The 23338-nt window shown below is 48.4% G+C and carries 17 protein-coding genes; 7 read left to right on the top strand and 10 right to left on the bottom strand.

Annotated elements, in window-relative coordinates; all coding sequences use genetic code 11:
* Positions 1-88 precede the first annotated feature (88 nt).
* From NDI48_11620 to NDI48_11610, 3 genes are all read right to left on the bottom strand, one after another.
* Positions 89-1294: an ATP-binding protein gene (locus NDI48_11620; protein ID MEP0831857.1), complete on the bottom strand. Its 1206-nt coding sequence runs from the start codon at positions 1292-1294 to the stop codon at positions 89-91.
* Positions 1295-1370: 76 nt separating this feature from the next.
* Positions 1371-1808 carry an NUDIX domain-containing protein gene (locus tag NDI48_11615; protein ID MEP0831856.1) on the bottom strand — a complete coding sequence of 146 codons (438 nt, stop codon included), beginning with the start codon at positions 1806-1808 and terminating at the stop codon, positions 1371-1373.
* A gap of 31 nt (positions 1809-1839) precedes the next feature.
* Positions 1840-2385, bottom strand: a complete 546-nt coding sequence (locus NDI48_11610) for an RNA 2'-phosphotransferase (GenBank protein MEP0831855.1) — start codon at positions 2383-2385, stop codon at positions 1840-1842.
* Positions 2386-2484: 99 nt separating this feature from the next.
* Here NDI48_11610 and NDI48_11605 point away from each other — a divergent pair, with 99 nt between their 5' ends.
* The 4 genes from NDI48_11605 (at position 2485) to NDI48_11590 (ending at position 9265) form a co-directional block, all read left to right on the top strand.
* A complete protein-coding gene (locus tag NDI48_11605; GenBank protein MEP0831854.1) occupies positions 2485-2652 on the top strand; it encodes a hypothetical protein in 168 nt (55 codons plus the stop codon).
* A 388-nt stretch (positions 2653-3040) separates the two neighbouring features.
* The gene (locus tag NDI48_11600) at positions 3041-5101 is read left to right on the top strand and encodes an iron uptake porin (protein ID MEP0831853.1); all 2061 of its coding nucleotides are present in this window, start codon (positions 3041-3043) and stop codon (positions 5099-5101) included.
* A gap of 336 nt (positions 5102-5437) precedes the next feature.
* Positions 5438-8548 carry a hypothetical protein gene (locus NDI48_11595; protein MEP0831852.1) on the top strand — a complete coding sequence of 1037 codons (3111 nt, stop codon included), beginning with the start codon at positions 5438-5440 and terminating at the stop codon, positions 8546-8548.
* A gap of 144 nt (positions 8549-8692) precedes the next feature.
* Complete coding sequence (locus NDI48_11590) at positions 8693-9265, top strand: hypothetical protein (protein MEP0831851.1); 573 nt, start codon at positions 8693-8695, stop codon at positions 9263-9265.
* A 15-nt stretch (positions 9266-9280) separates the two neighbouring features.
* Here NDI48_11590 and NDI48_11585 read toward each other — a convergent pair whose 3' ends face one another.
* The 3 genes from NDI48_11585 to NDI48_11575 form a co-directional block, all read right to left on the bottom strand.
* Positions 9281-10504: an extracellular solute-binding protein gene (locus NDI48_11585; protein MEP0831850.1), complete on the bottom strand. Its 1224-nt coding sequence runs from the start codon at positions 10502-10504 to the stop codon at positions 9281-9283.
* Between the two features lie 58 nt (positions 10505-10562).
* Positions 10563-11765 (bottom strand): transposase, encoded by a 1203-nt coding sequence (locus NDI48_11580; GenBank protein ID MEP0831849.1) that lies wholly within the window; start codon positions 11763-11765, stop codon positions 10563-10565.
* A 144-nt stretch (positions 11766-11909) separates the two neighbouring features.
* Entirely contained in the window at positions 11910-12554 is a 645-nt protein-coding gene (locus tag NDI48_11575) for a phycobiliprotein lyase (GenBank protein ID MEP0831848.1), read from the bottom strand.
* A 676-nt stretch (positions 12555-13230) separates the two neighbouring features.
* Here NDI48_11575 and NDI48_11570 point away from each other — a divergent pair.
* Positions 13231-13410: a hypothetical protein gene (locus tag NDI48_11570; protein MEP0831847.1), complete on the top strand. Its 180-nt coding sequence runs from the start codon at positions 13231-13233 to the stop codon at positions 13408-13410.
* Between the two features lie 286 nt (positions 13411-13696).
* On the opposite strand, the gene NDI48_11565 is transcribed toward NDI48_11570, so the two are convergent.
* The 4 genes from NDI48_11565 to NDI48_11550 all read right to left on the bottom strand — a co-directional run bounded on the left by NDI48_11565 (position 13697) and on the right by NDI48_11550 (position 17535).
* Positions 13697-15085, bottom strand: a complete 1389-nt coding sequence (locus tag NDI48_11565; protein MEP0831846.1) for a TIGR00303 family protein — start codon at positions 15083-15085, stop codon at positions 13697-13699.
* A 103-nt stretch (positions 15086-15188) separates the two neighbouring features.
* Entirely contained in the window at positions 15189-16091 is a 903-nt protein-coding gene (locus NDI48_11560; protein MEP0831845.1) for a DUF2232 domain-containing protein, read from the bottom strand.
* 15 nt (positions 16092-16106) lie between these two features.
* Positions 16107-16655, bottom strand: coding sequence for a universal stress protein (locus NDI48_11555; GenBank protein ID MEP0831844.1), 549 nt, complete (start codon positions 16653-16655; stop codon positions 16107-16109).
* Positions 16656-16827: 172 nt separating this feature from the next.
* The gene (locus NDI48_11550; GenBank protein MEP0831843.1) at positions 16828-17535 is read right to left on the bottom strand and encodes a Crp/Fnr family transcriptional regulator; all 708 of its coding nucleotides are present in this window, start codon (positions 17533-17535) and stop codon (positions 16828-16830) included.
* Positions 17536-18115: 580 nt separating this feature from the next.
* On the opposite strand from NDI48_11550, the gene NDI48_11545 reads away from it, so the two are divergent.
* Positions 18116-21196: a hypothetical protein gene (locus NDI48_11545; GenBank protein ID MEP0831842.1), complete on the top strand. Its 3081-nt coding sequence runs from the start codon at positions 18116-18118 to the stop codon at positions 21194-21196.
* 118 nt (positions 21197-21314) lie between these two features.
* Positions 21315-23336, top strand: coding sequence for a hypothetical protein (locus NDI48_11540; protein MEP0831841.1), 2022 nt, complete (start codon positions 21315-21317; stop codon positions 23334-23336).
* The last annotated feature ends 2 nt before the right edge of the window (positions 23337-23338 follow it).

Genomic DNA, 23338 nt, shown 5'->3' with positions numbered 1-23338 from the left:
TGGTCTGGCATAATTTGGCCTGAGTGAATCTGTTGAGCGCTTAACAGTTTCTACAAAGCAATTAGGATAAATTTCGCAGAGCGGTTCATTATACATATCGGTGAGTGAATTCACTCATCAGATCAATCCTGCCCTTACGTAAAATCGCTGGATCAAGTCTTTCCGTCGTATTGCAAGTCATCAAAACGACTAATTTCTGCCGATTTTGAATTCCCGATTCGTCAACCACACTCTGATACAAAGTCCCATCCAACAAACTCAGAATATGTTCCGTCTTACTACTCGATTGTGCCGCTGTACTCGCTCGATTTTGCGCCAAATTATCGGCCTCATTAATAATAATACAAATCCGCTCCAAATAATTGGGTGGAACAAAGTTTTCAACAGCATCATGGTCTAGGATAAAAATAACAAACCCTAACGGCATGAGAATTTCTTTAGCCACGGCTTGTGTCCATGCCGTTTTACCGGTACCCGGTTCCCCACTTACTAAAACAGCCAGTTGGTTTTGGTCAAGAATGGCCTGTTGCACGGTATCCGTAAAGCTTTGAATATCAGCCGGAAATGTCCGAATCGGAAACTGACTATGGATTTGTCCTACACGGCTTTGATACCCACTGAGCATCACGGCTAAATTGTAGGTTGCCTTATTAATCAGTGGTGTTATATCCTTCGCAATGATAGTATACCGTCGTCGTCCTCTACCAAGATGATCAATTTGTAACCAAACCTGTTGTTGTGACCAATAGGCAAAAGCAGTTCCAATAATTTCCAGTCGTTCCCAGTTGACAAAACGATTAACCGGAAAATAAAAAATTCGCTCCATATAGTACTGAGTAATGAGTTCGGGATTACCCAGTAAATCTAGAACTTTAAAGACCGTAATTTCCTGTAATCGAGTCAGAACATAATCAATGGGAATACTTTCACGGCTTACGAGTTGGGTAACCGGCGTCTCGACACTCAAAACCTCTCCATAGCGATGATCGGGGACTGGCGGTGTAGGCGTGATATAATCCCAAAATTCATCAAGTTCATACCGCATATTCTCCGAAAAAATATTCAAAATATTGGCCCACCAGGCATACTGATTGCGACCGAGAGTATCAGCAATATCACTGGCAAAATCTAACGTTTTTTGAGTCAGTTCCCAAGGGTCTTTAGAGGCAAGGTGTAATAAAAAATCTAAATCAAACTGTCGAGATAAAGGCCGCCAACCAGCTCCGAGTAAACCTCGACTTTCCTGGTTATGGCGTGTGGGATTTTCTTCGTTACTAAAATAGCCTGAATTCATGATTTTAAATTATTAATGCTTTAAAAATGTTCTAAAAATCAAAGATTGAGAAAAACACTGATGACTTGAATCCTTTCTATAAGGTGATTTCATTTCTGTAAAAATATTGCTCCAATTCTGCCAACAAAGGGTCAACCGTTTTTTTCTGAATAGCATGAGGTGGGTTCCATTCCACCCACATATAAGCGTCATGCTCACTGAGCTGTAACTTGACGTCTTGTTTCAACCATCCCCAAAAAATTACCAATGTTTTCTCCACAATTTCTTGCCCAAACCGCTGCTCATAAGTTTGATAAATAGTCGTGAAACGAAAAGTTTGATCTAAATGTAAAGTACTCGCTGCAATTCCCGTCTCCTCATAGAGTTCACGAAAGGCACAGCTTAAATCATTTTCACCGACTTCAATATGACCTTTGGGTAAGTCGTAGCGAGAGGAATGCTTCATCAGCAATAAGAAACTTAATTTGGGTTGAGTCCGCATCACGATGAAGCCGCAAGATTTGACCTTTCGCATAGTGAGATGTTGTCATTCGTTGCTAAATAAATCAGACTGTATGTAGATACTGGGATGGAACACTATCAACTAACCAAACTCTATTTTCAGAACAGTAGAACGTATAACCATCCTCATACATGGCGGCAGCATTTACTTGAAAGACAACTGGACGACCGTGCCGTGTTCCTACCTTTTGAGCTGTCGTGATATCAGTCGATAAATGGACATGGTGCCGTGACATTTTGCAAAGACCATCCTGAAGAATTGCCTCAACAGCACCGTGCCCTGTCCCATGGTACAAAATATCAGGCGGAATCGCTGGTTCTAATTGCAAATCCACCTCTACACTATGGCCTTGATTAGCACGAATTAAGGTGCCTGTGGAATCGAAGGAAAATCGTTTTTTGTCGTTGTTGGCGACGACTTCATCCAATTCACTCCGGTTGATGAGAAAGGAGCGCTTGTTACAGGCAGCCAGAAGTTCATCGACAGCCACCCAGCCGCCGGGAGAAAGTTCGATGCCAATTTGTGCAGGTGTGTGTCGAAGATGTTTACTCAGATATTTGCTGATTTTGATTAGGCGAGAATTGTTCATTCAGTTCCTCTTATGCCAATAGGACTTGGGAGTCAGACTATTTTGGATGCAAGAAACTCAGACTATTTTGGATGCAAGAAACTTAACCCGTTATTCCTCGTGTCATCGGCTCCACAAAATTGGGTAACCTATTTTTTAGAAATCCCTTACCTATGCACAGTAGCGCGTCACACAAACATTGGCATGACGCTAGCGCAGGATACTAAAGGAATTTGGGCCGTATCCTGGAGCATCTTGGCTTTGGTGGATGGGATGTTTGTATTATAAGGTACTACATCAGGATTGGACAGATTCTTGACGTTTAGGGTGTGTGCATTCATCAAGGTTGGTGATGATTAAGCTGAGCCACGCTTAAAGGATGTGGCATGAAACGGTTAGGGGTGAGTTGTCAATTGTCCGTTGTTTCCTTAACTAAAGACTGACGACTGACTCATGACAGCCACGTTTTCGTTTTGTGAAGTTGTTTAATCAGGGCGATCGCTCTTGTCGCCTTACAGATTTATACTTTTCCCAGGCTCACTGCACCAAAGTTATACTCCTTGCTCAAACAGCGAGAAAAACTTCACTCTGAGTAAGGAATAAAAAGTCGATTAGCCGTTAGCCTTAAATCTCAGCTAAAATCAAACCCGACTGTGGTGTTTCGAGGAATAGTACTGTGAAATCCTGTCTGAGCTTTGAAAAGACAGCCTCTTCGGCATTGATATTTGCAACCTTGAGTTGCTTCACCGCCAATTTCTCACCTGCTCATGCTGCCCGCCCTACCAGCCCAGCAACAGTAAGTGAATCGATTGAATCTTCAACACAGGAATTCCCGGCTTCTACAGATTTACTAAAGCTCACACAAACAGCCGATCTCGCACCTGCCACCAACCCGCCAACAGGAATAGTACTGGCAAATCCCACCGATGAGTTAGCAATTACCACTCCGAGTGAAAATGTAGGGATTGAGGCCACACAACCAACAGTGAGCGAAATCACTGTGGCTACACCAACCCATCCTCTAATACAGCCGGACACTTCACTCCCCAACTTAGAGACGGCGCGTGGTTCAACCGAGGCATTGAGCGCAACGAACGTCAAGGATTTAACGATTAAACCCTCACTTCAGGCTCAATCCCTGCCAGCCGATGACGCAAACGAATCCCTGTCTCCAGAGATAACGCCCTTAGACCCGCTAGAGGAAGTCGAGGCTGATGTCTCAATGGATCAGGTTACCAATGTTACTCAGTTATCTGACGTGCGACCCACGGATTGGGCGTATGAAGCACTGAGAAGTTTAGTGGAGCGTTACGGCTGTATTGCGGGTTACCCCGATGGCACATTCCGAGGCAATCGGGCGATGACACGCTATGAATTTGCGGCGGGTCTGAATGCTTGTTTGCAACAGATTGAGCGGCTGGTCGGCAGTGGCGGTTCAAATTCCGCTTCCAAGCAAGATTTAGAAACTCTGCGCCGTCTCACCAATGAGTTTCAGACCGAACTCGCTGCCATCGGCACGCGAGTGGACAACTTGGAAGGTCGCACAGCGTTTTTGGAAGACAATCAATTCTCCACCACAACCAAGCTTTTTGGTCAAGCTATTTTTGGAGTTCAGGGACGCAGCGAAAATAGCTTTGATTTCTTCTTGAACCGATTAGAAGACCAGGGCACGAATATCAACGTCGTTGACAACGTGCAGTTGAGTTTGTTCACTCAGTTCAGCCCTCGCAGTTTGTTGCTGACTGGACTCGCCGCCGGCAATGGCAACAACAGTGCCGTTCGTTTAGACAAATATGTCTCACTGGGCTATGAGAGTGGTAGTAATAACAACTTAGAAATCAGTGACCTCAACTTTCGTCACCTGTTGACTAATAAATTAGCCGTCATCTTGGGTCCCGTGGGGGTGAACCCGGTTAACGTTTTCCGAGGTGTCAATCGTGTGGAAAGTGCCGGTTCTGGCCCCCTTTCTCGCTTTGCCCAGCGTAACCCCATCATCAACATTGGTGGCAATGGCGGTGGCATCGGCTTTGACTACCAAGTTGGCACACGCATCAGCTTACAAGGGGTCTACTCCGCTAACCGCTCTAATGATCCATTTAATGGCGGTATTTTTGGGGGAAATGAAGGGTCAACGACAGCCGGCGCGCAGTTAGTCGTGTCACCCATGGATAATCTTGATGTCTCTTTCCAATACCTCAACAACTACTCACCCTCAGGCGACTTACTCACGGGTGTTGGGGATGATGTTTTAGCCATACAAACCATTAATGCAGCAGGATTTTTCAGAGCACCGATGCAAACGAATGCCTTTGGTCTGGGTTTGGAATGGCGATTGTCACCACGCTTTACCATTGGGGGATGGGGAGGTTACACCACGTCCAACTTCAAAGATGGTCCAGGAAGTGTAGAAACCGTTAACTGGATGGCATTTATGAATTTCCCAGACCTACTGGGTGAAGGCAACTTGGCTGGCATCTATGTCGGTCAACCCCCCAAGATTACGAGTAGTGACCTGCCAACGGGCAGAAATCGCCCTAGCTTCGTGAATCGCGGTGACTCCTCAGCCGGTGAAGGGGGTCAGCCCGATACGACACTTCATTTAGAGGGATTCTATCGCATCCGAGTGACCGACAACATCAGTGTTACACCCGGAGTCATCGTGATTCTCAATCCCAATCACAAGGACAACAACGATAACATTACTATTGGTGCACTCCGCACGACCTTTACCTTCTAAGGGTTATCACATTAATCATGGGTTTGTCGTGAGCGCTTTAGCGCTTTAGCGCTGATGACGAACAGAAATTGTTACTGAGCCAGGAACTTCTAGACGCGCTACAGCGTCTCTTGGCTCAATCGCCAAGAATAAGCTCGGAAAGCTCGTGTCTATAGGCGCGAGCTAACGCCATGAGGGAACGCTTTTTGAGAGTCTGGGTGCCTTACACTACTTTTCCTAGTACAGCTCGATTCGATCGAGATCTGGATAGATTGATAAAAAAATTTTGTTCCCTGAAGCTTCTGAAATTGCTCTAAATCGTCTGCTGAGTTGTTCATTCACTAGTGGAGTCTTAACATGATTGCTCAATCTACTCGCTACGCTGTTTGCTTAGGTCTTGCTGGAGGCTTGGCTGTAGCATTAACTCCTGCGGTTAATGCCCAAATTCAAGTGACGGGCGGTAACTTCAATGGCCAGGCTGCTTTTTTTGTACCAACGCCAGGAACAGGAGGAACAACCTCTTCGGGAAAAGTCGAGTTATTTGACCTTACAGTTCAAACCCTTAATCTACAGACTTCTAGAGGAAACACCAGCACGGCTGTTTTTGTTCCTACTGCCGCTCTCTTCAATGCTGGCTCTGATAATCAGCCGAATGCGAATGATACGGGTACAGTAAAAGGACTCTTATCAGGATTAGCTTTTACGGGTAATGGTGGTACTCCTATCCCCTTCACGAATAGGGAGACCATCCTGAATTTTAGCGTCAATAGTTTTACTAACTCAGCCAATAACTCAGGTGTGATTGAGGGGACACTGCTGAGTCCTCAATCGGCGGGTCAGAATCCACTCATCTTCTTACCCAATGTGGAGGCAACGGTCGCCCCTGGCTCTAGCTATCAAGCAACGTCTGGAGAGTTGACACTGGGTAGCCTCGACGCCAAGTTGACGACGGGTGCGATTGATTTGCCGCAAAGCTATACGTTCCAGCAGACGGGTAGCACTACTACGACGCCACCTACAGATACGGTGTCTCGGCGCATCAAGTTTATGTTTCAAGGGGACAATGTTATTCCCGAAACTGGGACAAATTTTAACGGAACTAGCAACAATACAGGTAACAGCAATACTGGCAACAACAATACTGGCAACAACAATACAGGTAACAACAATACTGGCAACAACAATACAGGTAACAACAATACTGGCAACAACAATACAGGTAACAACAATAATCAAATAAGATTTGTTGGTCAGGCCAACAAGAAATTCACAATTGAGACTGTCGGTAATCAGTCAAACGGACAATACAAAATTGACAGTACTTTGGGTGCTGTAGATATCAAGATTGGTGGGCCTTTCACCAACGCCACCACAACGGGAACGTTGAGTAACACAGCAAGTACAACTTACAAAATTGAAGGCGAAAGTAATGGCATCCTTTCGCTGTTCGCTCTCAATTCTGTTGGCTTCAGTAGTACTGCTAATAGCACTTCCCCATCCAACACAACATTCGAATTTCAGCAGGGTGGTAACAAATTAACAGGTAGCAGCACTGGAAGCGTTGATTTCTACGCTGTTGCTGGGGTTAACAGCTTTAATTCAGACACAGCATTCACCAATTATCAACCCACTAGCTCTAATAATTCGACTCCAGGTTCTAACCCACCTTGTAATGTCTGCGGCAATACGTTGGCTAACAATAGTAGTGTATTGCTAGGTAGCACCACTATTACGATCGGTGGCCCCATTAGCGTTGGCACTGGTAGCGGTAGTGGTTCCGGCAGTGGTTCCGGTGGCACTGGTAGTAATTCCGGTGGTAGCGGCAACACTTCCGGTGGCAGTGGTTCCGGTGGTAGCGGCAACACTTCCGGTGGTAGTGGTTCCGGTGGTAGCGGCAACACTTCCGGTGGTAGTGGTTCCGGTGGTAGCGGCAACACTTCCGGTGGCAGTGGCTCCGGTGGTAGCGGTAGCGCTTCCGGTGGCAGTGGTTCCGGCAGTGGTTCCGGTGGAAGTGGTTCCGGTGGTAGCACTGATACTGATGCGAATCCAGCCAATACGGATGTCTTTGCTTCAGGCGGAACTGCCTATTCCAGCACCGCTCAGGGTCAGTATCAGATTCTGGCATCCTCCAACATTCGCCTTGTCACAGATGTTAAGTTGAGGGCTTCTAAGATTAAAGTCAAGGTAGTGCAGCGGGGTAGCGATCGCTACTATGTAGTCTACCGCGAGGGCAGTGGCTCCTCAGGTCAAGGTAGCAGTGGCTCCGGTTCAGCTTCCGGTACAGGGACTGGAACTACCACAGGTACAGGCACAGGCACTACTACTGGCACAGGCACAGGAACTACCACAGGCACTACGACTGGTACAGGTACAGGCACAGGCACTACTACTGGCACAGGCACAGGAACTACCACAGGCACTACGACTGGTACAGGTACAGGCACAGGAACTACCACTGGCACTACGACTGGTACAGGTACAGGCACAGGAACTACCACTGGCACTACCAGTGGTACAGGCACTACCACTGGCACTGGCACTGGTACAGGTACAGCTTCCGGTTCAGGCTCCGGTCAAGATAGTGGCAGCGGCACAGCTTCCGGTTCAGGCTCCGGTCAAGACAGTGGCAGCGGCACGGCTTCCGGTTCAGGCTCCGGTCAAGACAGTGGCAGCGGCACAGCTTCCGGTTCAGGCTCCGGTCAAGGTAGTGGCAGCGGCACAGCTTCCGGTTCAGGCTCCGGTCAAGGCAGTGGCAGCGGCACGGCTTCCGGTTCAGGCTCCGGTCAAGGTAGTGGCAGCGGCACAGCTTCCGGTTCAGGCTCCGGTCAAGGTAGTGGCAGCGGCACAGCTTCCGGTTCAGGCTCCGGTCAAGGCAGTGGCAGCGGCACAGCTTCCGGTTCAGGCTCCGGTCAAGGTAGTGGCAGCGGCACAGCTTCCGGTTCAGGCTCCGGTCAAGACAGTGGCACTGGCACGGCTTCCGGTTCAGGCTCCGGTCAAGGCAGTGGCAGCGGCACAGCTTCCGGTTCAGGCTCCGGTCAAGGTAGTGGCAGCGGCACAGCTTCCGGTTCAGGCTCCGGTCAAGACAGTGGCACTGGCACGGCTTCCGGTTCAGGCTCCGGTCAAGGCAGTGGCAGCGGCACAGCTTCCGGTTCAGGCTCCGGTCAAGGTAGTGGCAGCGGCACAGCTTCCGGTTCAGGCTCCGGTCAAGACAGTGGCAGTGGCACAGCTTCCAATGATGACCAAGATGATGAGCAAGAAGTTGTTTATAAAGTAGTTGGGCCATCTAGCCGATGCTTCCCAGGCTTAACAGGTCTGCGCCAACTTTCCGCTGAAGAAGCTGCTAGTGTCAGCAGCAACAATACCTCTACATCCGGCAACAACAATACCTCTACACCCAGCAACAACAATACCTCTACACCCAGCAACACGAGTGGTAATGGCACCGGTACCACGGCCTCTCCCCAGTAAGATGATGATTGAGTGATGCCGTAATGGATAGGGCAATTCCTCTGGGGTTGCCCCACCATCGATACAACCCATGACAAATAAAGGAACAATTGAGGTGTTGCTTAGTCAATACATAAAAAAGTAAAACTGTCAAGACACTAAGACATGACTGCTCCCGCTGTTCACGTCAAGGCTAGAAATTGTACGTCAAAATTGAGGCAGCAGGTTTCTGGAGTGTGCCTGCTATTCACGGCGCTCGCCCTTTTGATGCCTCAGTTAACATGGGCACAAACATCATCGGTACCAGCTCCCTCCCTGGAACCCCTAGAGACAAAACTTCTAGACGAGAAGACTCTACCCCCCTCCAGTGATTGGGTAACAGCCAATACCATCTCGCCCACAAGTGTAACTAACCCTAGCCTTTGGTGGGCAGAAGAACAGTTTAATGAATTTGATGGCAAACTGATTCAAAATTGGATTGCCTATCGCGGTAAAAAGAGAGTGGATTTGGTGGTGAATCGCCAACTCTGGAGTATTCTCGATTATTTAGGACGATATAGTTTCTTGAGCAGATTTGGCGCTGCTGCCAGAGATTATGAGTACAATGTCCGGGTATTTAACGAGCGGGCAGGGCTATTAGCTACCTATACCTGTAATTACAGTACATCTCCACCCGATTGCCAGCTTAAAGTATTCGACTCTTTTGGGAGAGATAGTTTACCCGTTCGTGGCCAATAAGTCGGTAACGGGTTGCTAACTCCGCCTTACATTGCGGATTTCTGTCCACAATTTTTCATATTCCTGAGATATTTTCTGTGGCAAAGGTTCAAGAAATTCACATTTTTTCAGAACTGTAATATCAGGCAAAAGTAAGCGGTTTTCTCGAATATCTGTCGGTAAGTTGGTCGGCTCGGCATCGGCAAACATGGGCGAGGCGGCATGGCTCAAGACTGAAATTTGCTGTGCTGGCAGGGACTTCCAGCAAAACTCAATCCATTGTTTTGTTAAAGGTGAGCTTGCGTTGGAACCTTGCTGTGCAGTTGAAGAAGCTGATGCCTTGAGCGTGTTGGAGCTAGCAGCTAGAGAGGCGGGTTGCACCCAGACATCTGTCCAAAGGGCTGTTCCCGATAAGGGCACGACACTGTCAATTTGACGATAACCCGATCGCACTGACAATACATCAGTAGACCAACCCAGTGCTAGCCAAGTATCTCCTAAAAGCAAGGGTTCTAGATATTGGTTAGAGCTGTAATATTTCACCTGTTGATGCAGCTTCAGCAGTTCTTCTTTGAGCTTAGGTACCTGACTCAAATTTTTATGGTTGTAGGACAACCCCAATTTTTTCAAGGTCAAACCAATCACTTCGCGAGGCTGATCTAAAAGAGAAATGCGATCGCGTAATTCGGGACGCCACAAATCGCTCCAATCCTTCGGTGTCCAGCCCAACTCTTCAAACTTATCGCGGCGATAAACAATAACCGTAGTACCCCAACGGTAGGGTGCGCCCCACACTTGACCCTCTTTAGCGAGTTGCCCTTGTTGATTGCGCGTGACAATCTCCTGCCAACGAGACGGGAGATTGTTCCATCCCTCTAATTCTTGTACTTCTAGGGGTTGAATCAGTCCTTGCCCAATGGCTGATTCTAGCCAATAATCCCCCAAGCTGACCAAATCCGCGATCGCTGGCGTTTTTTTGCCGACGAACGGTAAGGAAAAACCTTGCCCATCGTCCTTTTTCTCAGCTAGCTGCTTCCAGGTTTGCAGGCGCTTAAATAAATCTTTCAACTGATTGGCTGGGTCAAAATTGAGCTGAGCAGGTGGCTGCAATTCCTTACGAAATTGATTCAACATCCGAGCTGGAATTGAACCTTTCAACAACTGCACGTTCAAAGACTGGGGTTGCTCACGGGTACACCCAGACATCAGTTGACCCAGCGCTAGAGCACTGGCACTCACTAAAAAAGAGCGTCGCTTCATCATTAAGGAATTAGGGTTGACATCCTCACCGCCGTAGAACGACGGTGATTCCCAAACCTCACGACTTGGGTTTCTGTTTCTTTCCACTTCGACTACGCTCAGTGGTTTTTCGCAACTGCCCTTTAGACTTATGTCCATCAGGTCTTATGTTCGCTCCGCAGACTTTCACCGCAAGCCCTGCGGCGAGAATATTTTGTGCGGCATTGATATCTCGATCGTGGTGCGTCCCACATTCTGGACAATCCCATTCCCGAACATCAAGCGGCAATTTATCAACAACGTGACCGCAGTTTCCACAACGTTTAGAGCTGGGAAACCATCGGTCAATCTTCACCAGTGTCCGACCGTACCACTGGCATTTGTATTCCAACTGACGAACCAACTCAGACCAAGAAGCATCAGCAATCGCTTGCGCCAGTTTGTGGTTTTTCAGCATATTCTTCACCGCCAAGTCTTCGACAGCAATCGTTTGGTTTTCACGTACCATTCGAGTCGTCAGCTTATGAAGGAAATCTGTTCGAGCATCGGCAACTTTTGCGTGAATACGAGCAACTTCGTGCCGTGCCTTTTCTCTATTGTTAGAGCCTTTAACCTTACGAGACAGGGCTTTTTGAGCCTGTCTCAATTTATGTCGAAGGTGTTTGAAATGTTTGGGGTTAGCAATTTTCTCCCCGTCGCTGGTAGCAATCAAGGATGTGATACCTGCATCAATCCCTACAGCTTTATCAACTTGGGACAGAGGTGTAACGGTAAGGTCGTCAACCAGCAACGAGACGAACCAGCGTCCCGACGCATCCAGTTTGACGGTAACAGTGGACGGGACGCCGCCATCGGGCAAAACCCGACTCCAGCGAATTGACAGAGCGTCATTACACTTCGCCAACCACAGTTGTCCGTCCTTCCACCTGAAAGCTGCGCGGGTAAACTCAGCGCTGCCACCACTCCGCTTCTTTTTGAAGTTGGGGTATTTAGCACGACCCGCCCAGAAGTTGGTAAACGCTTTTTGCAAATTTCTCAAACCTTGCTGCAATGGCACCGAGCTTACCTCGTTGAGAAATTGCAAGTCTTCCTGCTGTTTCCAGTTGGTCAGATCTTTGGATGTCTGTTTATAGTCAATCCGTTCTTGTCTTTTGTACCAGCCTTCTGTGCGAATGTGCAACGCTTTGTTGTAGACCAACCTCACACAACCCAGTGTCCGGAGCAAGAGTTCTTCTTGCTCCGGAGTTGGGTAAAAGCGATATCGGTAGGCTTTTTCTGTCATGTCTTACATTCTACCAGAATCCGTGTAAAGCCGTCCTGGAAGGACCCGGAGCTTTAGTGAGGAGTTTTAAACCCAAAATTTTCGATAACACACTAGGAGAAGCGAGAGAGGATGGTTCCTCGCTCATCATCACCTTCCTCCACTCTACAAATCCTGTCGCCGTTCAACACCAAAGCCCACAAGGTCAATAACCGTGGGTGCCTCGCTTGTTTCCGGACGCTTGTAGGTGATAATCGTGCGTAATCGTAAATCGGGTGCGACCAGCCGCATTTGATCAATGGCAACTGAACGCCGATAGTAGGTGGTCATCTCCAAAGTTTGACGACTGGGCAGATAGGTAAAACGACTCTTGACGGCACCGGGTTCGGAGTAACCCTCATCTCGCAGATAATAGCCCTTAATCACCTCTGGGGTTGCGGGAACGTGAGCCGTTAGCGGTAGTGGTGGAATAGCCGCCGACGTTTCCTCTGGGACTCCATCAAGATAAGTATCTGGGATAAACAGAGCCTTGAGACTCATCGATACCTGTTCACCGGTTTCCGAGAGGGTATCAAAAGCGATCGCAAACCCTGGACAGACGATCTCACCGGACTGAACTTGCGCCAAGTCAAATTGGATACCTTCGAGGGAAGATAATGACAAAATCTGCTGTTTTTGGTCACCTGTTAAGGATTCCACCCGAAATTCTGTGAAAGAACGTTCAACTTGGCCTTGCAGGAGAGAATGATAAATTCTTTCTGTTTTCCATAAACCCGTGCAGGCGGTAAAAAATTCCTGAAAATCCAGCATATTTTTGGAAATGACCTAAATCTGTACTAAAAAGAGGGGGATTAGCTTATTTAAGCAAATTATCAGAGTTTTTGTTATCTCTTAGACAGACACGAGAACTCCGCAGAGTAACAATCTCTTTAGCCTAAAAATTGACATTACACAGCCGAGGAAATTCTACGCTTCGACATCAATGGAAAATCACTCTGCTTTCGGTATCAATTTTGCTATTTCTAAGGCTCGAAATTTTCTGAGGTTGGGGTTGTTACATTATGATTACAATAAATTTGGCAGGCGTCAGCGATCACAAATAGAATTAAGTATATTTGCTGGTTCTATGAATCGTCAATTTTTATTAAAATTCCCTAGCCCAAATGAGTCCACGGTTTAAGCCGCTCATTTCCTACAATAGTTAAATCAATCAGCAATCAAGGTCATTTTCCCCATAAACTGAATAGCATAAAAGTGAACCCAGTTTTGGACACTAGGAGATCGCATGGATGCCGTTCAAAAGCAAATCGTCGCGCTAAGTCATAAAATCGACGCACTCTACCAAATGATTGACCAGCTTAGTTGCAGAGTTTCAGACTCTCTGACTGAAATCAAACAGATGCCACGTCAGGAAACAAACCCTTTTTCCTCAACTGGACATCTCAGGTCTCATAGTTATCAAAGTCCAAGTCTTCTTGACTCCGTAATGGAACATAAAGACGTTTTGATTGATGGCAAAAGCGAGTTCACCAATTCTCATCAAAACAGTGAGAATGGTCTGTCTGCCGACATTCAAGTCCAACGCCTGACCGCTCAACTGACAGCCGCCTATAATCGCATTGCAGCTTTAGAAGAACAGCTACTCGCTCGCAGAATCCATTCTTAGCTTCCCCATCGAGGAGCTTTTAACAAAAATCCTCAGACGACCTGAAAAGGTACAGCGTTACTTGTCTATAAACGAAGATTAATCTCAAGTCAGTATAGTATCTGTACACTAATATAGCCAAATCGTCTTTGGTGGTATTGATGACAAGTGCAGATGTAACTGTATAGCTAGAACTAAAGTGAAGCGTACTTGAAGGGGAACAAAAACCCGGCGTTGTACTTGTGCAGCAGGTCTTCCTGGATGAGGCTCTGGTCAAACTACTCTCACTCACTTCGACACAATGGTATTAACTTCGGCAGTATCGCTCTACTAAGGCTTCAATGGATTGAAGTAATTGCACGGTATTCCAGCCTTGGTAAAGATGAGTTGCGATCGCACATCCCCCAGCTCCGACCCCTTCTTTGACATATCCCTGTTCATAAGCTTGTAGCTGAGGATAGCGAGACAGAGCAAAACTTAGCTGTGTTGCCAAAAGCGGTACGCCACCAATGTTTCGAGCTAATCCTACTGTGTCGCCTGTCGGATCTTCGGCTACCCAACGAGTTGTCCCCACGACGATTCGTTCGGGTTGCCAGACCAATGGGGCGATTGGCAGATTGGAGGAAGGAAGAAAGCTTTCTTTCCCCGTGTCCTCTTCCCCCATGCCTGTTGCGGACAGGGAAGATGGAGCCGTAATGTCTGAAGCTGGCTGTGGAACGGATATGGAGTTGGATTCAAAGAGTCTTGTTAAATCATTCTCCTCTGCTTGTAGCCGGAGCGACCGCCGCAGATCATACGAGGACTTTAGTGAGGATGAGGAAGGGGTTGGGGGTGAAGTTGTTTTGAGCTGTTTGAACGCAGCTTGGTATGAGGCATCAAACTGGCTCAACGCCTGCGCTAGAGCATAAACGGCTAGCATTTGTGTCCCACCCGCAAGCAACACACCACAGCTACGGGTTGCCGCCAGCACCATCCCGGCTGCGGCAATTTGCATGGGGTCTCCTACTGCTGCTACTAATTGGAATGGGTCAATGGATTTTGGATTGTCCTGCTCTAGGTTATTTTCCAGCCCGGCGCGTCGCAACCCCTGGTGTACAATTTGCCACTTTTGGGCATGATTGCAAGTGGGGTGGCTGCTGTTGACCTTGCCAGCCGCCCTAATCCCTAAGCCAGTGAGAATACTCAGAGCTGTTGTGGTTCCTCCCACCACACACTCGCTGAGTATGACATACCCTCCATCCGTCACATCGGCCAGCTTTTGCCCCCACTTTAAGCCTTGCTCAAACAGATGCTTCACCGTGTCTAGGGGCAAAGCGTCCCCAGTACTAAGACATTTAGCCGGGACTCCCCCTAAGTCAATGGCAGGTACGGCGGGAGGTTGGGGTAAACCCGCATTGAACAGATAGACAGGAAGCTCCAATGCCTCAACTACGGCACGGGAAATTAAGACGGGGGAGGCTCCAGCCGTTAGGGGGGGCAGAGGATATTGAGGCTGGGGTGTGACACCGTTGACCAAAAATTCTGCATCTGCGATCGCAGTATATTGGCGATCTTCTGGTGTTGCACCGGCGGCTGAAATACCGGGGATCAAAGCTGTAGCAGTAAAGCCTAAAATACAAGCGAGTATGGGTCGGCGTCCCTGATACTGCTGTAACCATTGATGTCCCTGAGGAATTTGGGTATAAATTCGGATCATGGTTTGGATGTAGGAAGCTTAGAAGAAAGTTCCAGCTAGTCTTTTAACCTGCAACCTACAACTTACAACCTGAAACCTGCAACCTTTTAACCTTCAACTCTTCTCAACCCTCGTAATCCAACAAAACTTGAACCCAGTTTGGAGGTCGGGGAATTGGGTTACCTAAGCGATCGAGCAGGAGTAAAGCCACAAGATGGACAACGAATAAATAAACAAAATTACTGATGATAATCATCACCACAGCCAGTGCTTGAATCAGCGTTAGACTGGGCTGAGCGAGCAAGCCTAATCTTGTAAATCCCCACTCCGTCAACTGAGTAATTTGTGTCATCACGTAAACCCACAAGTCTTCTCCTAAGAGCAGGGAGAGCAACCAAAACCGGAAAAAGATGCCTAATGTCCCCAGTAGCGCTCCCGTCAGGATGGAAAACAGCCAGTGAGATTGGCGTCTCCACATCGCTCCCAACTGCACTCCCATCAAGCCATAGGGGATGACAAACAGAATGCTACGGGTTGGCCCCATCAGGACGGACAGCAATAACCCCGAAACGATTGCCGCCATCCAAGAGGCTCGGTTTCCCCACCTGAGATAAACTAAGGCGATCGGTATGGGGAAAAACATCCGCAGTACTGGCCCTAGGGGAAAGTAATAATTAATCAGCCAAATTAAGCTAGCGGCACTGGCTAGAAACGCTGTTTCCACCATCGCCAGGGGCGCTCTTGGTACAACCTGGGAACGCTCTTGCTTGGCATATTTTGCAGGAAAACTGGCTTCTTCTGGAGAGTCGATCAAAGAATCTTCGTCCATCGACATCTCACTCGTCTGTGACGGGGAAAACTCATCAGTTTCCGTCGGTACCGTAGTCGGTAAGGTGCTTTGCTCAGGTTCATCGCCTGAGTCAGAATTGCCGCTTAAGGGTTCCGCTTCCGATTTCAAAGGCTTGTTCTTCGTTTCCTCCCAAGGATCGGGGCGGGACTCTGGGGCATTATCAAAAGGATCGCTCATGCCAATTTAGTGCCATTAGTTTGGGGTCGGAGGAGGTTCCACTGACGAAAGCTGGGACACAACCTCTCCACCGGTCTGAGACTCTACTTCTTGAATCACCAACACCGAACAAGGAGCATGGTGAACCACATAGTTACTCACGCTTCCCAATAACGCTTCTGCTAATCCTGAACGACCCCGACGTCCGACCACAATTAAATCAGCCTGCCAATCTTTAGCTACTTTACACAGGAGATAGCCCGCTTCCCCAATTTCATAATCAGCTTCTATGATCACGGCTTGATTTAACGCTTCTTGGCGGTAGCGTGCCAGTAACGTCTGTGCCGCCTCAATCTGCTGTTCCATTAGAAGTTGTTGAGTTTGGTAGTCGCCCATCGCCTGGGTTGGCTGTAAACCCGGATCGTAGGACATCGGAACCGTGGGTTCAGCGATCATCTCCGTGGCAATGCAGTGAATCAGCTTAAGTGCTGCTCGATTGAACTGGGCGAGTTCCAGCGCCGCCGTAAAGGCATGAGAGCTTAAGGGAGAGTGATTAATCGCAACAAGGATTTTATTAAAACTCATAAAGTCTTCCAGTGAGTGCAGGGTGTTCCAGAAAATCAGCGCTCGACGCCCTGAGGGCTGCCCAAAAATAACGTCCCTATGCTTTCATTCAATTTAATCGTAGGGTAGGCATTGCCCACCCTCCACCCAAAGAAGTTGTTTCGTTATTTTTGGACAAGTCCTGAGTGTTGGGTTAAGCAATGATCTTTTCCAATGCCCCTACATCCGGGATATACATGATGTCGTTATCACGCTTAATCAGTGCCTTCTTTTCTAGTTTAGTCAACACTCGTGTAACCGTCTCCCGTGCCAACCCACTGAGGCTACTCAACTCTCGATGGGGTAGGTTGGGAATTTCAGTTCCTTGCTGTTTCAATTTCCCTTGTCCTTCTGCTAAAAACAATAACGTATCTGCCACTCTCGACGTACTATCCGACTCCCGTAAGCGGAGACGCCGATTGACTTGACGCAGACGTTTGGCCAACAACTGAGATAAGCGGACACCTGCCAAGGGTTCACTATGGACTAGCTGGACAAAATCCTGAGCTGGAATACTGCCAATCGTGGTGGGAGTTAGCGTAATCACATCCGTTGAACGCGGTACCTCATCAAGCGCCGCCATTTCGCCAAAAAGTTCTCCTTTTCCTAAGATGTTGAGGGTCACCTCTTTGCCGTCAAGGTTGTAGGTACGAATCTTGGCCCATCCTTCCAAAATGAAGTAGACAGAGCCACCCCAGTCATTTTCCAACAAGATTACTCGATTGGCAGGATGGCTACGGGTGACAACGTGAGCAGTGGCTTGCTCCACAGTAGGCTCTGGTAAGCCAGCAAAAAAAGGTGCCGCGCAAATCAACTCATTAACATTTGAGTTCATTTCGTGTGAGTTGTAACGGTCTTCCATGAAATCACGAGCACATTGTAAACGCGGTGGACAGATAAATTCTCAGCTGTCCTCTAAATTGAAGCAGGAGGCTGTTCGGAGTTTTAACCAAAACAATAGCAATAGGACATTTGGGTTCAGGCACCTCACCAACCTTTTTAGACAAGCCACAATGACACAAGCAGAGGTTATTTCCTAAGACAGGAGGGCTCTACCCCTAAGGGAGGTGCCTGCAATGGTTAATTCTGTCAGAGTTTAAGGCACTCTTCGAGTCATGTGTCCATTATTATCCTCTATATTGATCGACCTCCAAAAATTCTGCTGGTGTCAGGGAGCCTCTGGGTTATTCAATAAGTGGAAGCCGTAATGAGTTTATGATGATTACCATGAAGTCGAGTATTGATCCATTTTTGAAAATGACCGGATTTTGAGGGGGAAACGGGTAAAAGTATTTTTCTGCCACGCCTTGCAGCTTTCAACCTGAACTCCTGAGTTTCAACAATCCCCATAGCGTTCGTTGCTCCTGTTTATTTAACATGAAAGACAGGGGAATCATACTCACTCCTGTATCCGTGCACTTATTCTCGTCAAGGGTTTCACCGTGACTTCTTTGAAGGATATTCAATCTCTGATCGCTGATCTTGACAGCATCCTGCCTAAAGCTGAGACCCGTCTTCCCTGGTCTAAGCCAGGTGATGTCACCAGAGAACGCCAGGTACTGGAGCGAGTGCGTAGCTATTTGGTTTCCCAACAACAGAATCTGGTCATCGGCTCTAAACAGTCGCCTGTACCTACAACGCCAGCTCAGCCCGAAGAAGTCGTACAGCAGATTGTGCAAGCGGTGGCTCACGAAATGAGTTTTCTACGTGCCGACTTCATGCAACCCTTGCAGGCCGACCTAGAACTTCTACGTCAACAACGGGAGGATCTGGTTCAAGAAATTCAGCAACTCGAACACAAAAGACGGCAGATTGATTCAACAAACCAGCGTAGTACCCCCCAGCAGCAGATGATTTCAGAGTTGTCCCAAGGGGTAATCGACCGTTGCACCGTAAGCTTAACGCAACATCTAGCTCAAATTCTAGCGAATTTCGAGCGTCGTGTGGTAAATGCGGAATCACCCCAGCGCTTGCTCGACACATCTGTTGCCTCCCACTGGACAATCGCACCCGCTGCTGCTGAGCAAAATCCGATGGAAGGGGTCATGCAGACACAAGCAACCCAGGAACAACTGCGGCAGCTACAAGAAAATTCCGATCAATGGCTGACCACTCTAGAGGCTAACCAACGGGCGATCTTTGAGACCTTAAGTCGCGATCTTCAGGCTTATCAAGCCTCCTTGTCTCAGGGATTGGAAAGGATGCATACTTTAGGCTCTCAATGCGAGATCTTGTTTACAGCCTGGGTGAATCGCACTCTTGAGCCCTTGGCACGAGCAACCTCAGCACCTCTTTCTTCATCTGTGCAACCGTCGAATTTAGCGAATCCAACACAGGCAATAGGTATCCCTGCCACCGCACCAGAAACGTTGCCACCCACTCCCTTCACCGTGGCAGAGCAAGAGCCACTTTCGCTTCAACCCGAAACGGTTAAGGAAGAGATGAGGTCTCCACTCTCTAGCGATGACCCACAGACGATTTCCCAGGCAGATTCTTCGCCATTGCTTCGAGCTACCCCTTTGGGGCGATCGCATCCCAGCCCGTTTGAGTCACCCTCACAAGACAATGTTCTGGAAAACCTAATCTCGGATGATTGGGAAATCGTCGAAGGATTAGACACAGAAAATCTGGACTTGGAACTAGGTGAAAATGACCCTCTAGAGACGTTTATTCAGCTAGACCTCAATGAGCAGGCTTTCCTCTCCTCACAGGACGTTGTCAATACACCAACCTCCTTACATGATCCACAGGCTGATTTCCTGTTGAATTGGCTCAATGAAAGACAGCAAAGTGACTCGGGCTTACCAGCCGATGAACTCACAGAATTAGACAAATTAGAGGTGGCGGCTGAACTCACCCTCAACATTGATCGCCGTCGCCAAGAAATCGATGAGTTATATCAAAGCTTATTTGGGACAGAGGCTTTAATCGACACGTCCAATTTAGCTCAATCAGATTCACTTAAGGGTGAGGCAGATGTCTCAGATCCCATCGAAGCCTCGCAGGAGGGGGAAGCCATCACCGATGACCAGAGAATTAACACCGACTCGGTTATGCCCTTATCGGCTCAGATTGAAGATGTTTTGTTTCAAGGATTAGCGATTGATTCAACGGCTGCGCCAGCACATCCAGCAGACTTAGGCTCCTCAACTCCACTGCCCATAGAAGCCGTGGGAGAGTTGGCACCGTCATGGGAGGCTGTCTTGTTTGAGGAGCCAGCACCTCACTCGCCCAACCAAACGGCGAGAAGGCAAGACGCTCAGCCCTCATCCAATACAGACGACTCTCAATTGAATCGGAATCGTATTAGTGAGCCAGAAGACATTGAAACGATTGGGGCGTTGACCGATTTATTTGAAGAAATGGGTTTGAATCCATCGGCAGGGGCTACAGAGACTACAGAAAATTACTCAATGCCGATGCCCGCTCCTCCCCAATCCGAATTCTCAACCCCTGACCCGGAAGCAAGTTTAGCTGAAGATCACTACATCCCAGCCTCACCCGAAGAGGATTTGTTGGAAACAGCTACCTTAGAAAGCGATTCAGACATGGCAATTTGCTTAGACCCAGACACCCTCCAACAACTCCAGCAAGACCTCTACAGCTTTGAGACATCTCTCAATCAGAATGCCCAAAGACAGGAGGATCAGAGGTGGCCCAACGAGGATTTAGCGGGTTCAACTTCTACACCAGAAACCTTTCCAGAGTATGAACAAAACCAGCCATTTTTCATGCCACCGCAGGAGTCATTGGCAGAAGATTGGGAGGAGTTTGTCCTCAAGCATTGGATAACCCGACACGAGTTGGATGACGAGGCAATCTCGACCGCCCCTGAATTAGTAGCATCCGATTTTGACCCAGATTTGTTTCCCTCAGAAGCGCTCGAACTCCATCAAGAAAGTACGATACAGGCGAGTGCAGCTGCCTCAGGAGATCTCGTTCCCTCCCCAGAACTGATAGAACAGGGGGATACACCAGCCTACTTCGCCGTTGAAGAGGAGCATCTCGTTGATGAGATGCGATGGGATGAGCCAACGGATAGCATTACGGAGGAAGCGTTGATGGCTCAATGGGACGCTGTCGCCTCCTTTCCCGCCCCAGACTTGGAGTTTGACTCGGATTTCTTTACCCAAGACGCCCTGGACACAGACCTAGAAGGTGAGCGCAGTACTGTCATGCCTGGAACATTGAGAGACCAAGGACAGCCAGAGTCTTCTGACCCCACTCCAGACCCAAGGTTGCCCCAAGATTTCTTAACCAATGACTTGGAGCAATTAGCCAAAGCTGAAGTGGACTTAGGGCAACAGAAATCTGACAACGTAGAACACTCCACACCAGAACATCAGGTTTTACCACCACAGGCGCAAGTTCCCCCCTCTGCTGAAGCCTTAACGGAAGGTGCGCCATCAGAAAACCTAACACCAAAGGCACAGGCTTCAGGTGAATCGAATTTTGAGGTAAACTTCCCTCAGACTGAAGCATTTAACTCAGAGCAATCCGACAACCCCAAAAATGAACCCTAGTTCAGACGCAGACGCTCAACCGTAAATAGACGAGAGCCAGCGTCAGGTCTGGGCAAGCCCCAAAACTCAACAAACCACTGCCTCTCTCCAGAATCTGTATCTACCTGCTCAAAACTTAATGCCCGCACCATCAAAGCAACCAGAATCGCTGGCTAACAACGCTGTCTGGTATTTAGGAATTGACTTGGGTACCACTGGTGTTTCTGCTGTCCTCTTGAACTCCACGACGGGACAGCGATACCCCATCTATTGGTCTTACGAAATTGCCCGACAAGCTGACGAATTACCAACGGTGACGTCCCCATTCACTCTTTGTAGTTCTGACGCGCCGATCTTTCGTTTACCTGCACTTACCTACTCGGAGCCAGCCGCGAATCCGCTCTCTGTTGAGCCATCGAGTACACCCATCGTTGTGGGTTCCTTGGCCTCTACCCTCGCCCATAACCAGCCAGGAGTCCTCCTGGAGAAGTTTAAACCCTATTTGAATCTTGGGGTTCCCTACTATTGTCCAAAACGTCATGAGTGGGAACCGACGTTGCACTTACCCAATCAGCAGCTCGTTTCCCTGTATGAGGTACGGCAGTCTTTGCAGGCATTGTTAGCTACGCTAACGCCGAATAGTCGCCAACCCCATTCTCTGGTTCAGGTGGGGGCTAAAGGTCTGGAGAGTGAAACTCTCACAGCCGCCTTACAGCAGCTCCAGGGCGTGATTATGGGCAGCCCAGCCACTTGGGGAGATACTTACCGCCTTAATCTCCGGGAAGCTGTGCTGGCGGCGAAGTTGGTGAGGTATCCAGAACAAATTTTCTTTGTGGAGGATGCGATCGCTTCTGTGCTGGCGGGTTTACCCCGTTCGGGCAGAGGGGGAGAGGGGGAGAGGGGGAGATGGGGAGATGGGGGGAGGGGGAGAGGGGGAGATGGGGAGAATTTCTTAACTCAAACCCACGATCAGGAACAATCTTTCAGCTCTGGATTTCCTTCCACTACGCTCTCATCCCCTTATCTGCTCACTCAAGCTCCGGTCGCCTCCTCACCTGCCCCTTGGCGCGGAGGTACCTTAGTACTCAATATCGGTGCGACCACAACGGAACTCACCTTAGTGAATTTGCCCGATGACCTGCAAGACTTAATTTACAACGATTTTACTCTGTGTAGTTTGCCTTATGCCGGCGACGCGATCGAGCAAGATATTTTGTGCCAACTGTTGTATCCCCAACTATCTGCTGAGCAACAGCAGCGACTTTCACTGCATGAGGAATTAGAATCACTGCAACCCGGTCAACGTGATCCCCACCGACGCGCTCGCTTGGCATGGCTGTTACAGAGTTCTCCCTTAGGACAGGCGCTCCTCAAAGCGGCGGGTTGCTTAAAGTTAATTTTGCAACATCAAGAGAAATTTACTTTAGACCTGAGCCAACAGCAGTGTACCCTGACCCGTCTAGATTTAGAAGACCGTGTGCTTCAACCTTTCATTCAACTCCTCAATCAACAACTCAATGCCTTGCTGATTACAACTGGTATATCAGAACACGGCATTAATCAAATTTTGTTGCTGGGTGGTACGGCGCATTTAATCGCACTGACTCAGTGGCTTCAGAAACGACTTCCTAACGCTACCGTGATTCAGGATATTGATTTGCCCCCTGAAAGTTGGGTGGCGGCTGGACTGGCCAGTTTGCCTCTGTATCCCCAAGTGTTAAATCGCACTCGGCAACAGTACAGTGACTACTTCCTCCTGTTAGAGCTTTTACGTGCTTTTGCACAAACCACAGGCGAAGCGGCAACTCGTGCTTACAGTCTGGAGGAAATTATGCAACAGTTAGAGCGTCGGGGCGTCAATATAGGCGCTTGTTACGAGCGACTTGTCTGCTTGGTGGAGGGTCAATTGCCAGAGGGTTTGGTGCCTGCCCTGGAAGACGTGAGCCTGCTATCTCCCATCTCTAAGCAAAATTCAATCTACGGTAAGGTTGCTGCAAGTACGGGATTGTTTTTTAGAGAAGACGATGGCTCAAAGAACATGGGCAAAGGGAATCGGATCTATCGTCTAAATCTCAATCAGCAATCCTTTTTGCGCGATTATATGGAGATTATTTTGTCTGGTATCTATCAAAAGTTTGAAGAACCGCTGATTTTAATGTAAGA

The sequence above is a fragment of the Microcoleus sp. AS-A8 genome, assembly GCA_039962225.1.
GTDB lineage: Bacteria > Cyanobacteriota > Cyanobacteriia > Cyanobacteriales > Coleofasciculaceae > Allocoleopsis.
The sequence above is the reverse complement of the archived record's forward strand: the minus strand, read 5'-3'. Positions and strand labels throughout refer to the sequence as shown.

Excerpts from the sequence above, each read along its gene's own strand:
- NDI48_11620 (MEP0831857.1), bottom strand. The coding sequence starts at position 1,294 with ATGAATTCAGGCTATTTTAGTAACGAAGAAAATCCCACACGCCATAAC.
- NDI48_11615 (MEP0831856.1), bottom strand. The coding sequence starts at position 1,808 with ATGCGAAAGGTCAAATCTTGCGGCTTCATCGTGATGCGGACTCAACCC.
- NDI48_11610 (MEP0831855.1), bottom strand. The coding sequence starts at position 2,385 with ATGAACAATTCTCGCCTAATCAAAATCAGCAAATATCTGAGTAAACAT.
- NDI48_11595 (MEP0831852.1), top strand. The coding sequence starts at position 5,438 with ATGATTGCTCAATCTACTCGCTACGCTGTTTGCTTAGGTCTTGCTGGA.
- NDI48_11590 (MEP0831851.1), top strand. The coding sequence starts at position 8,693 with ATGACTGCTCCCGCTGTTCACGTCAAGGCTAGAAATTGTACGTCAAAA.
- NDI48_11585 (MEP0831850.1), bottom strand. The coding sequence starts at position 10,504 with ATGAAGCGACGCTCTTTTTTAGTGAGTGCCAGTGCTCTAGCGCTGGGT.
- NDI48_11580 (MEP0831849.1), bottom strand. The coding sequence starts at position 11,765 with ATGACAGAAAAAGCCTACCGATATCGCTTTTACCCAACTCCGGAGCAA.
- NDI48_11575 (MEP0831848.1), bottom strand. The coding sequence starts at position 12,554 with ATGCTGGATTTTCAGGAATTTTTTACCGCCTGCACGGGTTTATGGAAA.
- NDI48_11570 (MEP0831847.1), top strand. The coding sequence starts at position 13,231 with ATGGAACATAAAGACGTTTTGATTGATGGCAAAAGCGAGTTCACCAAT.
- NDI48_11565 (MEP0831846.1), bottom strand. The coding sequence starts at position 15,085 with ATGATCCGAATTTATACCCAAATTCCTCAGGGACATCAATGGTTACAG.
- NDI48_11560 (MEP0831845.1), bottom strand. The coding sequence starts at position 16,091 with ATGAGCGATCCTTTTGATAATGCCCCAGAGTCCCGCCCCGATCCTTGG.
- NDI48_11555 (MEP0831844.1), bottom strand. The coding sequence starts at position 16,655 with ATGAGTTTTAATAAAATCCTTGTTGCGATTAATCACTCTCCCTTAAGC.
- NDI48_11550 (MEP0831843.1), bottom strand. The coding sequence starts at position 17,535 with ATGGAAGACCGTTACAACTCACACGAAATGAACTCAAATGTTAATGAG.
- NDI48_11540 (MEP0831841.1), top strand. The coding sequence starts at position 21,315 with ATGCCCGCACCATCAAAGCAACCAGAATCGCTGGCTAACAACGCTGTC.